The sequence below is a fragment of the Candidatus Avedoeria danica genome (assembly GCA_016703025.1).
In the GTDB taxonomy this organism is placed as follows: domain Bacteria; phylum Chloroflexota; class Anaerolineae; order Epilineales; family Epilineaceae; genus Avedoeria; species Avedoeria danica.
The window spans coordinates 2,823,332-2,836,449 of record JADJCV010000004.1; the positions used below are offsets into that span (position 1 = coordinate 2,823,332).

General features: G+C 73.2%; 7 protein-coding genes. 4 read left to right on the top strand and 3 right to left on the bottom strand.

The window, feature by feature from the left end; all coding sequences use genetic code 11:
- Positions 1-25: 25 nt before the first annotated feature.
- Positions 26-319, bottom strand: coding sequence for a hypothetical protein (locus IPG72_14110; protein ID MBK6770117.1), 294 nt, complete (start codon positions 317-319; stop codon positions 26-28).
- Positions 320-626: 307 nt separating this feature from the next.
- Here IPG72_14110 and IPG72_14115 point away from each other — a divergent pair, with 307 nt between their 5' ends.
- Entirely contained in the window at positions 627-1,166 is a 540-nt protein-coding gene (locus IPG72_14115) for a YchJ family protein (GenBank protein MBK6770118.1), read from the top strand.
- Positions 1,167-1,271: 105 nt separating this feature from the next.
- On the opposite strand, the gene IPG72_14120 is transcribed toward IPG72_14115, so the two are convergent.
- Positions 1,272-1,607, bottom strand: coding sequence for a hypothetical protein (locus tag IPG72_14120; GenBank protein ID MBK6770119.1), 336 nt, complete (start codon positions 1,605-1,607; stop codon positions 1,272-1,274).
- Between the two features lie 48 nt (positions 1,608-1,655).
- On the opposite strand from IPG72_14120, the gene recC reads away from it, so the two are divergent.
- The 3 genes from recC to IPG72_14135 all read left to right on the top strand — a co-directional run bounded on the left by recC (position 1,656) and on the right by IPG72_14135 (position 12,265).
- Positions 1,656-5,348 (top strand): exodeoxyribonuclease V subunit gamma, encoded by a 3,693-nt coding sequence (gene recC / locus IPG72_14125; protein MBK6770120.1) that lies wholly within the window; start codon positions 1,656-1,658, stop codon positions 5,346-5,348.
- Positions 5,345-9,883: a UvrD-helicase domain-containing protein gene (locus tag IPG72_14130; protein ID MBK6770121.1), complete on the top strand. Its 4,539-nt coding sequence runs from the start codon at positions 5,345-5,347 to the stop codon at positions 9,881-9,883. Before recC ends, IPG72_14130 begins: the two co-directional genes overlap by 4 nt.
- Before the next feature lie 2,007 nt (positions 9,884-11,890).
- Positions 11,891-12,265, top strand: coding sequence for a VOC family protein (locus IPG72_14135; GenBank protein ID MBK6770122.1), 375 nt, complete (start codon positions 11,891-11,893; stop codon positions 12,263-12,265).
- A 15-nt stretch (positions 12,266-12,280) separates the two neighbouring features.
- Here the strand turns inward: IPG72_14135 and IPG72_14140 are convergent, their stop codons facing one another.
- Positions 12,281-13,039 (bottom strand): metal-dependent transcriptional regulator, encoded by a 759-nt coding sequence (locus tag IPG72_14140; GenBank protein MBK6770123.1) that lies wholly within the window; start codon positions 13,037-13,039, stop codon positions 12,281-12,283.
- Positions 13,040-13,118 lie beyond the last annotated feature (79 nt).

The following is a 13,118-nucleotide window of genomic DNA, read 5'->3' on the forward strand; positions in this document are numbered from 1 at the left end:
CGGCGCTCAGCGGTCGTTGCGGATGCTACGGGGTGTAGACGCCGGTGTCCGTGATCGTCGTCGTCGTCGTCGTGCTCGTCGTCGTCGTCATCTCGGTGGTCGACGTCATCTCGGTCGTCGTCGTGATGCCGTCCGTGGCGCTGATCTCCACCGTCGGCATGATGACCTCGATCGTCGGCAGCTCGACCGGGGCTTCGATGGCGGCCTCCGTGGGGGCGGCGGCCGGCTCCGGCTCGCTCCCGCCACAGGCGGCCAGCGCAACGCTGCCGCCCATGACCATGGCCAGGGCAAGCGCGCGCGCGGGGTGGGAAAGGTTCATGTGCGTTTTCTCCTCAGTGACCTGAAAGTGCAACGTGCGCGTCCTCACGAGTCGCGCACGAAGGGATGAGGGTATAGGTGCATCCGGTGGCGCGCAAGTTTTCTTCACGTTCGCGCACGTTCGCGGCGATCGCTCCGCGCTCGCGCCCGTTCGTGAACGGATGCTCAAGCGACGATCGCCAAGAACGTGCGCCAAGAACGTGCCGAATGGGACGAACGCACGATCACCGGGCCTCGACAGGGTCCGTGCGACTTGACGTGGCCGCGGCCGGCCCGCAACATCGCCCTCTGCCGGCCCGGCCGGTCGGATGATGCGGAGGGTCGACGAGAAGATGGCGGCTGAACCCAAGGACTGCCCATGCGGCTCCGGCGCGCGCTACAGCGCGTGCTGCAAGCCCTACCATACCGGTGCCGCCCAACCGCCGACCGCCGAGGCGCTCATGCGCGCCCGCTACAGCGCCTTCGCGACGGCCAATGCGGACTACATCCGCGACACGCTCCATCCCAAGGCCCAGAAGGACCATGACGACGACGCGGTCCGTCGCTGGGCCAAGGAGTCGGAGTGGCTCGGCTTCGAGATCGTCGAGACGCGCGCCGGCGGTGTGGACGACACGCGCGGCACGGTCGAGTTCATCGCCCACTACAAGATCAACGGCGAGGTCAACGACCACCACGAGCGGGCGGAGTTCGCCCGGGTCGACGGCCGATGGACGTTTGTCGACGGCAAGCAGCTCGCCGGCCAGCCGGTCGTCCGGGAAGCGGCGAAGGTCGGGCGCAACGACCCGTGTCCGTGCGGCAGCGGCAAGAAGTACAAGCAGTGCCACGGGCGGGCAGGAGCGGCCCAGTAACCCGCCGCCGGAACCGTCTGGGTTCCGTGTAGGGGCGGCCCCCCGTGGCCGCCCGCGTGGCCGCCCTTCCCGCAAGACGATCCGATTCGTCGACGCCCCGCCCGATCAGCCGATGCTCTCCGGCCGCTCGATTGCCCGCCCGAGCACGAGCAGCGTGCCGTCGCCTGCCGGCGCCAGCACGTAGCGGCCGGGACCAAGCGGCGGCGGCGCAACGGACATGCCGGCGCTGGCCAGCGCGATCCGGAGCGGGACGATCGGGATGATGCCCATATCCGTCAGGCTGGCGGCCGCGATCCGGAGCTGGCCGGTGTTGTCGCGCAGGAAGCGAATGGCAGGCGGGTTGCCGAGCGCACGGCTCGTCGCCTCCGGCACGCTCAGCTGCAGGCCGGTGGCCAAGCCCTGCTTCACGGTCGTGATCGTGATGTCGAGATCGTCTTCCATCGACCGCCAGGGTAGCACGGATCTCCCGCCGATGGCACTATCGCCCCCATGCTGCACGTTCACCTGAGCAACCGCGTCGAACACCTCGCCGAGCGCCTCGTCGAGGTCGTGCGGCCGCCGCTCGACAACCCGTTCGCCAACGACTGCATCGTCGTCCAGAGCCTCGGCATGCAGCGCTGGCTGGAGATGACGCTGGCCACGGCCACCGGCGTCTGGGCGAACGGCTGGTTCCCGTTCCCGGAGGCCTTCGCCCGCAAGCTGCGCCGCGACGTCCTCGACGATGCCGCCGCCGAGCGCACCTTCGACCGCACCGGCCTCGCCTTCGCCATCGCCGCCGCCATCGCCGCCGACCGCGGCGCGCCTGCCTACGCCCCGCTCCGCCACTACCTGGACGCGGGGATGGGGCCCGACGTAGAACCGTCGGGCACGTCGTCCACCCGCCTCATCGCGCTCGCCGAGCGCATCGCCGACGTGTTCGACGGCTATCAGCTCCATCGACCCGACGTGCTGCTGGCATGGGAAGCGGAACACGACGACGGCGTTCATCCCGAGGAGGGCATCGACCTTGGCGTCGACCTCAGCAGCGGACGCAGCGGCGATGGTGGGCGTGAAGTCGCCGTCGACAGCGGAATCGACGATCCCGACGACGCTTGGCAGCCTCAACTGTGGCGTGCCGTCACAGCCGCCCATCCAGACCGCAGCCGCGGCGCGCGGCAGACCGAGCGCCTGATCGCGGCGCTCGAGGCCGGTCGGCAGCCGAGCGACCCCGACTTCGCCCGCGTCAGCGTCTTCGGCTTGTCGGCCCTCTCGCCGTTGTACATCCGCCTGTTGTCCGCGCTCGCCCGCCACGTCGAGGTCAACGTCTTTGCGCTTGCGGCATCGACGGTCGGAGCGAGAGCGCTGCGCGACCACCGCGCCGTCGGCGGCATGCCGGCCGGGCGCGCGCCGGAAGCGCGCGCGATGGACGACCTCCCCGCGGCCGGCCATCCGCTCCTGCGCTCGCTCGGCACCGTCGCGCGCGAGTTCCAGCTCCTCGCCGGGTCCGTCGCGCACGAGGTCACGTTCGACGACTTCCCGGCGAGCGCGGGATCGGTCGAAGCGCCCGATCGCCTCGCCGCGCTGCACGCGCTGCAAGCCGACATCGACGCCGACGCGCCAAAGCCCCGGCCGAATGCCCTCGCCCTGCTCATCGCCGGCCAGGACACGTCGGTCTCGATCCACGCCTGCCACGGCCCGCTGCGCGAGGTCGAAGTGCTGCGCGACCAGCTCATCGCGGCGTTCGCGGCCGACAATACGCTGGCGCCGCACGACATCGTCGTTCTCACACCCGACATCGCGGGTTACGCGCCGTACATCGACGCGGTGTTCGGTGCCACGCGCCTCGACGGCTGCCGACTGCCGTTCGCCATCGCCGACCGACCCGGCCGGGAGTCGCTCGCCGTCGTCCAGGCGTTCGGCCAGCTGCTGCACGTCCTCCGCGGGCGGTTCACGGCCGCCGAGGTCCTCGACCTCCTGGCGCTGCCGCCCGTCCGCCAGCGCTTCGGCCTGCCGGCGGCCGATCTCGGGGCCGTGCGCGACTGGGTGGCCGCCGCCGGGATCCGATGGGCCGCGGACGCCGACCATCGCCGCAGCGTCGGCCAGCCCGCCGAGGACGCGAACACGTGGCGCTTCGGACTCGACCGGCTGCTGCTCGGCGTCGCGGTTGGCGAAGACGACGACGCGGACGGGGACGGCAGTGTGCGATCGAAGAGCGACGCCGATGACGGTGCGATCGGCGCCGTCATCGACCGGGCTGCCGACGGCTGTTTCCACGGCGTGCTACCCGCCCTCGACGCCCTCGCGGCGCCGCACGCGCTCGGCGCATTGTGCGCGTTCGCGGGCCATCTCGCCGCGGCCCGCGCGTCGTGCGTCGCACCTCGGCCGGCACGGGCATGGGCCACGGCGCTGACGGCGCTCCTGGCCGAGACGATCGCCCACGACGGCGCGAACGCCGCCCAGCACGGCCGCCTCCGTGCCGCGCTCGACGACCTCGCCGACCGGGCCGAGACGGCCGGGTTCGTCGGCGATCTCACGCTCGACAGCATATCGGACCACGTGCTGCAGGCCGTCGACGCCAACGACGGCGCGCGCGGCTTCCTCAGCGGCGGCATCACGTTCTGCGCCCTCGCGCCGATGCGCTCGATCCCGTTTCGCGTCGTCGCCCTCCTCGGGATGAACGACGGCGCCTTCCCACGCCCCGGCCGCCCGTTCGCGTTCGACCTCGTCCAGCGCCGCCCCCGCGTCGGCGACCGCCGCGCGCGGGACGACGATCGGTTCCTGTTCCTCGAGGCGCTGCTGGCGGCGCGCGACCGCTTCATCGTCACATTCAACGGCCAGAGCATGAACGACAACAGCCGCCTCCCGCCCTCGGTCGTCGTCAGCGAGCTGCTCGACGCGCTCGTCGCCCTCGACCCGGCGTCTGCAGCGGCCGCCGACGTCTCGGCGACCGCGGACGCGCTCGTGACTTGGCACCCGCTGCAGCCGTTCAGCCCGCGCTACTTCACGGCGTCCGCGCCGTCCGGCACGGCCCAGGCGCCGGCGGACGATCGGAGCGACGGCCGCCTCTTCTCGTACGCCACGGCGTACGTCCCCGCCGCCGTTCGACTTCTGGGCGCGCGAACGCACGCGACGCCGTTCGTCACGAGCACCGTGGCGCTCGGACGGAGGGATACCGCCGGTTCCGACGCCGACGAACCCGACATCGCCCTCGACGACCTCGTCGCCTTCTTCCGCCACCCCGCCCGCCACCTTCTCCGCCACAACCTCGGCATTGCCTTCCCGGGCGACGCGACGCCGCTCGAAGACCGCGAACCGCTCGCCCTCGACGGACTCGGCCGCCACGCCGTCGGCGACGCCGTGCTGCGCGACCTATTGGCCGGTCGGACCGCCGCCGCGGCCATGGCGCGCGTCCATGCGGCCGGGATCGCGCCGATCGGCACGCCCGGCGCCGTCGCCCTCACGCCGATCGTCGATCAGGCCGCCGCGATCGCCTCAGTCGCCGCACCGTGGCTGTCCCCATCGCACCTGCCGCCGATCGACTTCACGTTGCGCCTGCCGCCTGTCGATACCGCCCTGCTCCCGAACTTCGTCCCGAACGGCGCCGCCGTCCGAAGCGGCACGAGACTCGTCGGCACGCTGGCCGGCGTGCGCCCCGGCGGCCTCGTGCGCTGCAGCTTCGCCCGCGTCGACGTCGCGAAGACGCTCGACCTCTGGATCGAGCACGTCGTGCTGTGCGCCCTCCGGGCCCAACCGCCGGACGGTCCGTCCTCCACCCACAGCCGCCGCATCGGCCGCCCCCCCGCCGCCGATCGCAACGGCGGCGCGGCGACGATCGCCTTCGGGCCGGTCGAGGCGCCGGAGCGGGTCCTGTCGACGCTCGTCGCGCTCTGTCGGTCCGGCCAGCGGGCCTGGCTGCCGTTCCTCCCCCGCGCATCGCACGCCTTCGCCGCGGCCGGTCCGGACGACGCGCCCGTGCATACGTCGAAGGCCCTTCGCGAGGCGCGCCACGCCTTCGACCCGCCCGCGTTCGCCGGCGGCGGACGGGGCGAGGGCGAAGACGAGTGGGTGCGCCTCGTCGTCGGCGATGCCGAGCCGTTCGGCGAGGACGGCGATCCCGGCTGGCAAACCGCGTTCGCCGAGATCGCCTGCGCCGTGTATCGCCCGATCCTGGCCGCCATCGTCGCCGACGGGGAGGCGGAATGAAGCCGCTCGAGCCGTGGGGCCTCGCGCTCGACGGCACGCATCTCATCGAGGCCAGCGCCGGCACGGGCAAGACCTACACGATCGGAACGCTCGTGCTGCGGCTCGTCCTCGAAGCCGGCCTGACGATCGACCGGATCCTCGTCGTGACGTTCACCCGCGCCGCGACCGCCGAGCTGCGCGACCGGATCCGCCGGCGGATCGTCCACGCGTTGGCCGCTTGCGACGCCCCGGACCGCGAAGCCGCCGCGTCGCCCCCCGACGCCCAGGCGACGAGCAGCGGCTTCACGGGCTATCTGGCCGCCCGTCGCGCCGCCGGCCACGGCCCGGCGGACGCCGCGGCGCTCGCCGCTGCGCTGCGGGACTTCGATACCGCGCCGATCTTCACGATCCACAGCTTCTGCCAGCGCGTGCTGCAGGAGTTCGCGTTCGAGAGCGGCACGAGCTTCGAGGCGACGCTCACGGACGACGATCTCGCCCTGAAGCGCGAGATCGTGGCCGACTACTGGGCCTCGCAGACCTACGCCGCGCCGCCCGTCCTCGTCGCCCACCTCATCGACACCGCCAAGGTCACGCCCGCCACCCTTGAGCGTCTGGCGACTGCCCTCGCCCGCGCCCGCGGCCTCGAGGTGCTGCCCGCGCCGAGAGACACCGGCGCAGGGCGCGCGGACGATGGCTTGGCCGGAAGCGTCGATCCGAACGCTGGCACCGAACGGCGCATACACGATGTCGCCGTGCCTGCTGTCGCCGTGCCTGCTGTCGCTCCTGCTGTCGCTCCGGCCGTTGTCGGGGTGAACGTCCAACCGGAGAACAGCGACGCCGTCTGGCTCGACCGCGCGCTCGCCGAGTGGCACGGCTCGCGGTCCCATGCGCGCGCCGCGTTCGCTGCCGGGCGCGACGACGCCGAGGTCGTGCTCTCGACGGGCGCGGCGCTCACGCACCGCTCGCTCTCGAAGGGAAGCGTGCCGCGCTGGCTCGATCAGATCGGCGATTGGCTGGCCTCCGACGCCCCGCCGCCGGCCGTTCCGGTCCGGGCGACGCTCCTGCGGTTCACGACGGACGGCATCGCGCCGCACGTGAAGGACGGCTGCGACCCGCCATCCCACCCGCTGATCGACGCCTGCGACCGCCTCGCCGTCGCCGACGCCCACCTCGCCGACGGCCTCGCGGCGTGGAGCGAGCGCATCCGCCTCGGCCTCGCGCCGTATCTGACCCGCGAGACGCGCCTCCGCCGCCGGCGCGCGAACGCCCAGGCGTTCGACGACCTCCTCCACGACCTCGCCGACGCCCTCGCGGGCGACCGAGGCCCGCGCCTGGCCGCGAGCGCCCGCACCCGCTACGCCGCCGCGCTGATCGACGAGTTCCAGGACACGGACGACGTGCAGTACCGCATCTTTCGATCCCTCTTCGGGACGACGGCGCGTGCGCCGCAGTTGGCCCCGCATGCCGCAACGGTCAGCGCCGCGGACGCCGCCCGCGCGACCTTCCTCGCCCTGATCGGCGACCCCAAGCAGGCGATCTACGCCTTTCGCGGCGCCGACGTCTTCGCCTACCTGCGCGCCGCCGAGGACGCCGGAACGGACCGGCGCTGGACGCTGGCGCACAACCGGCGCTCGGACGAAGGGCTCGTCCGGGCGCTGAACGCGGTCTGGGCGGAGGACCGCGTCCCGCGGCCGTTCGTCTATCCGGGCATTCGCTACCAGCCGGTCGAGCACCACCACCCCAACCGCCTCTTCGCCGCCGACACCGCCGCCCCGCAGCCCCCCGTGATGATCCTGCGCCTCTCACCGGATGACCCGGGCGCCGAAACGAACGCGCAAGGCCTGCTGCAGCGCGACTGGGCCAGGCGCACCATCCCGCGCCGCGTGGCCACCGACATCGCCGCGCTCCTCGCCGCACCGCCGCTTCTGCGCGTGGCATACGATCCGGCCGATCATCGCGGCCCGCGGAGCGGCGACCGGGCCGTCGAGGCGGCACCCGATTCGACGCGGCCGATCGAGCCCGGCGACATCGCCGTCCTGACACGCACGAACCCGCAAGCCGCCGCCGTCCAGCGCGCGCTCGACCGGCTCGGAATCCCGAGCGTGCGCCACGGCGACGACAGCGTCTTCGAGACGGACGAGGCCGCTGAACTGGCCCGCGTGCTGGCAGCGGTGATCGAGCCGGGGTCAGCCCGCCTCGTCCGCGGCGCCCTCGCCACCCGCATCCTCGGCGCCGATGCCGCGCGGCTGGCGGTGCTGGCGGCCGACGAGATGGCGTGGGAAGCCGAGGTCGAGCGGTTCCGCGGCTGGCTCGAACGATGGCAGCAGGCCGGGTTCATCCAAGCCTACCGCCGGATCGTCGAGGAGGCCGGCGTGGCGGTGCGCCTGCTGACGCTGCCCGACGGCGAGCGCCGGCTGACGAACGTGCAGCACGTGGCGGAGCTGATCCACCGCGCCGCGCACACGGACGGCCACGGCCCGCGCGCGCTGCTCGGCTGGCTGGCGCGCATGCGCACGGACACCGCCGCCCGGACCGCCGCGGTCGGAGACAGCGCGCAGCTGCGGCTCGAGCGCGACATGAAGGCCGTGCAGGTCGTGACCGTCCACCGCAGCAAGGGGCTGGAGTACGCAGTGGTGTACTGCCCGTTCCTCTGGTACCGCTCCATGCACCGCAACGAGACCGAGGTGCGCTTCACCGACCCCACTGACCAGCGGCTGAAGCTCGACATCGGCACGCCGCCCGACCAGGCGCACCGCGACGCGGCCGAGGTCGACGACTTCGCCGAGGACATGCGGCTGGCGTATGTGGCGCTGACCCGCGCCAAGCACCACTGCCGGATCGTCTGGGGCCCGATCGCCGGTGCCGAGCGCAGCGCCCTCGGCCGCCTCTGCCACCCAACGCCGGGGCGGGCGGAACGCGACGGCGTCGACCCCCAGCCGGGGCTGGCGTCGGGCGAGCGCGTCAATCCCCCGCCGGCGCCAGCGGCCGACGGCGATGCGTCGTTGCCCGCCCGTCGCCAACTCGAGGACGCGATCGCGCACGTCGGCCGACGCATCGCCGACCCCGCCGCGTTCGAAGCGGATCTCGACGCGCTCGTCGCGGCCACCGCGCATGGCGGCGGCGCCATCGCCGTCCGCGGCCTCGCGACGGGCGCCGCCCCCCCCTGGCGCGCCACACCGGAAACGGGCGATCTCCCAACCGCCCGCCGTTTCGAGGGCCCGATCCCGCGCGGTCGCCGCCGCACGAGCTACTCGGCCCTCGTCAGCGCGTATCGCGGCACGCCACCCGACCCGGACGCTACGCGGGACCACGATGGCGAGGCCGGCGGCAGCGACGACTTGACCGGCACCGGCAACGACGTGATCGGAACGGTCGAACCGAACCTGCCGGCGACGAACGACGGCCACCGGTTGTCGGCGACGGCGTCCGGCCCCGCAGCCGGTCCGGCCGCCAACGCAGGTGCGTCGTTGCCGGCCGTCGTCACCTTGGACGCCTTCCCTGCCGGCGCCGACCCCGGCACGTGCCTCCACGCCGTCTTCGAGCGGATCGACTTCACGAACCCTACGCTCTGGCCGGGTGTGGCCGCCGACGCTTGCCGCCGCGCCGGGATCGACGCCGCCGCCGCGGACGTCCTGTCGTCAGCACTGGCCGAGATCGTCGCCACCCGCCTGGCCGACGGCCCAAGTGGCTTCGCGCTGGCCGACGTGCCGCGCAGCGTCCGGCTGAACGAGATGCCGTTCGTCCTGCCCATCGCCCTCGGGCATGATGAGAGGGCACGGCGCCCGTTTTCACCGGCCGACCTCGCCGCCGCGCTGGCCGCACACGGAGCGGGCCGACGGAGCGGCCGACGCCACCGGGTTGCCGCCCGGCTACGCCGACGCCGTCGGCCGGCTCGGCTTCGACGCCGTTCACGGCCACCTGAGCGGGTTCGTCGACATGGTGTGCCGCGTCGGCGGCCGGTGGTACATCGTCGATTGGAAGTCGAACCGCCTCGGATCGACGTGGGCGGACTACACGCCTCAGCGCATCGCCGGCGCGATGGCGCACCACCACTATTACCTCCAGTACCACCTGTACACCGTGGCCGTCCATCGCTACCTGCAGCGCCGCGTGCCGGGCTACCGCTACGACGAGTCGTTCGGCGGCGTGTTCTACCTCTTCGTCCGCGGCATGCACCCCGCCCTCGGCCCGAGCTGCGGCGTCTTCTTCGATCGGCCGACGGAGGGGCGGGTTGCGCGGTTGGAGGCGGTGCTGGAGGGGTGAGGGCGACCGGTGCGCGTGCGGCGTCGGGGTCGGTTCGGGCGTTGGGGTCGATTGGGGCGTTGAAGAAGGGTCGGAAGACACCAAGGGGACGGGATGAACGACGCGACGACGGATCGGGAAGGAGGTGTGGCAAGCCAGGCACGGGAGGCCGTGGTGGAGGTCCTGGCCGAAGCGGGCGTGCTGGACGCGCTGGACGGCGCGCTGGCCGGGGCGCTCGTCCGTCTTGCCCAGGTGACGGATCCACGTGTTGCGCTCGGCATCGCGCTCGCCAGCCGGGCGATCCGACGCGGTGACGTCTGCGCCGACCTGTCCGCCCTCGCTGCCGAGGCCGTGTCGGACGACGACGGCACCCCCATCGCCGGCCTGAATTGGCCCGCGCTCGACGTGTGGATACCCGCCCTCACCGCCAGCCCGGTCACGACGACCCTCCGTCCGTACGACCCCGCGAACCCCGTCGCCGCGGCGCCGACGGATGACGCCCGTCCCTCGATCCCTCGCCGCTCGTCCTTCACCCCCCTCGTCCTCCACCTCCCCGCCGGCCGCCTCTACCTCCGCCGCTACTGGTCCCACGAGACCCGCTTGGCCGACGCCCTGCTGGCCCGCGCCAACGCCGGCGACCTGCCGCACGACGCCGAGGCGCTCCGCACCGCGCTCGCCGCGTTGTTCGGCCCCCCCTCCGCCACCGTTGTTTCCACCGGCCCATCGATCGACCCACCACCGGACGCCGCCGGGGTCGACGCCCAAGCCGTCGCCGCCTGGGTCGCCGCACGGCGATCCCTCGCCGTCGTCTCCGGCGGGCCGGGCACCGGCAAGACGACGACGGTCGTGCGGATCCTGGTGCTGCTCATCGGCCAGGCCAGGGCCATCGGCTCCCCGCCGCCGCGCATCGCCTTGCTGGCGCCGACCGGCAAGGCCGCCGCCCGGCTGGCCGAGGCCGTCGGCACGGCCGGGGCCGGCCTCGCGATCGACGACGGCATCCGGGCCGCACTGCCCACCGCCGCACAGACGATCCACCGCGCGCTCGGCCTCCGGGGCGACGGACGCCGGTCGCACGACGCCGACCGGCCGCTCGCGGCCGACATCGTCGTCGTCGACGAGGCCTCGATGGTCGACCTCGTGCTCATGCGACGCCTCGTCGACGCCGTCGCGCCGGCCGCGCGGCTCATCGTGCTCGGCGACCATGACCAACTCGCCAGCGTCGATGCCGGCGCCGTGCTCGGTGACATCTGCGGCGGCGACCGCGCGCTGGCCCATCAGGCCGCGCTTGCGGACGCGTTCGCGGCGTTCGTCACGTCCGCCTCGTCGACCGACGACGATGTCGCCAACGCCGGGGGAGGGATCCGAACCACGGCTCCAGACGAGACCGTCGCGTCGCCGCGCGCCGGATCCCCACTGGCCGCGAGCGTCGTCCTCCTGACGCACAGCCGGCGCTTCGGCGCCGCCAGCGGGATCGGCCGGCTGGCTCGCGCGATCCACGCCGGCGACGCGGACGCCGCCTTGGCGCTGCTCGACGATCCCGGCACACCCGACGCGGCGCGCGCCACCACGCCGCCGGTCGGGCACGACGGGCGGTTGTCGGCCGCGCTGCGGGATGCCGTCGTCGCCGGCTATCGCCCGGTGGTGCAGGCGGCCGATCCGGCCGGACAGCTCGATGCCCTCGAGTCCTTTCGGGTGCTGTGCGCCCACCGCCGCGGGCCGTCCGGCGTCGAGTCGTTGAACGACCGCATCGTCGCGGCGCTGGCGGGCGTGCGTCACGGCACCGCGGAGCCGACGGTCAATGCCGCCCGCGCGATCATCGTTCGCCAGAACGACTACGCGATCGGCCTGTTCAACGGCGACATCGGGATCGTCGCCCGCCCGCCAGACGGCGGCGCGCGGCGCGCCTACTTCCGCATGCCGGACGGCCAGCTGCGCGACCTCTCACCCGCCCGCCTGCCGCCGCACGAGACGGCATTCGCGCTGAGCATCCACCAGTCCCAGGGCTCGGAGTTCGATGCCGTCGTCGTCGTGCTGCCCGACGGCGGATCACCGCTGCTCGCGCGTGAGCTGCTCTACACCGCCGTCACCCGCGCCCGCCAGCGCGTCACGATCTTCGGAACGGACGACACGATCCGCCTTGCGATCGGGCGGCGGTCCGTGCGGGCGTCGGGGCTGCGGGAGCGACTGTGGGGGACGTGATCCGGTGGGGAGCGGACGCTGTGGAGGACGTGACGATGGGGTTGCACAAAGGCCGTGACCGGGCTACGATACACGCCGATCACTAGCACATCTGTTCGCATTTGCACCCCAGGAGCCGCACGATGATCCTCGGCCTGCGCACGATCCTCTACCGTGTTCCGGACATCGACGCCGCCAAGACTTGGTACCGCGCGATCCTCGAACGTGACCCGTACTTCGACGAGCCGTACTACGTGGGCTTCAACGTCGGCGGCTTCGAGCTCGGTCTCAACCCGGACGAAGCGGGCGGCGCCCCCGGCCCGGGCGGAACGGTGGCCTACTGGGGCGTGAAGGATGCGCGCGCCGCGGTCAAGCGACTGCGCGGCCTCGGCGTCGTCGTCGCGTCCGACCCGGAGGACGTCGGCGGAGGCATCCTGGTGGCCACGGTGCGCGACCCGTGGGGCAATGAGATCGGGATCATCGAGAACCCGCATTTCGATCTGGGGGCGGTGTCGTAACGCACGGGCTGGAGCCTACCCGTCGCACACGCGCCGCGGGTCTGACATGCGGGCCGGGGCCTCATCGCCATCCACCACCGCGTCAACCGCCACCCGTTGGGCCACCGCGCGCGCCACGTCGCCGTCCACTCCGCCGACGCGCACCGTGACGGGGCCGTCGTCGGGGGCGACTGCGACGACGTCGAGGACGGCGTCCGGGCGGATGCCGAGCAGGGCGAGGGCGCGCAGGTCGGCGGCGTCCTCGTCGGGGACCTCGCGGACGATCAGGCGGGCGCCGGGGATGCTGTCGGCCAGGCGGGCGTGGCGCGGGGCGACGAACTCGCCGTTGCGCGGCGGGATCGGGGCGCCGTGAGGATCGCGATCGGGGTGGCCGAGGAAGTCGGCCATGCGCTCGCCCAGCGCGTCCGAGATGTGGTGCTCGAGGCGGTGGGCCTCGTCGTGCACGGCGTCCCAACCGATGCCGAGCGACTCGGCCAGGAAGGTCTCGATGAGCCGGTGGTGGCGCAGGATCTCGAGCGCCACCTTGCGGCCGATGTCCGTCAGCTGCACGCCGGCGTAGCGTTCGTGGCGGACGAGGCCCATGGCGTGCAGCCGCTTCACCATCCCTGTCACGGACGCCGGCGCAACGTCGAGGTCGCGCGCGAGGGCCGTCGTCATCACGGCCACCTCATCGCCGCCGCGGACGTAGATCGCCCGGACGTAATCCTCCATGGCCGGGCTCAGCGCCAGGGTGCGGCGGACGGGCGTCGAGGTCGGATCGGGTTCCGGCGGCATCGGCGGCACTCCTGCGGGCGGGCGAAGACGCTGGGCAAGCGTAGCACAAGGCGGACGGCTGTAATATGACGGCGTCGTC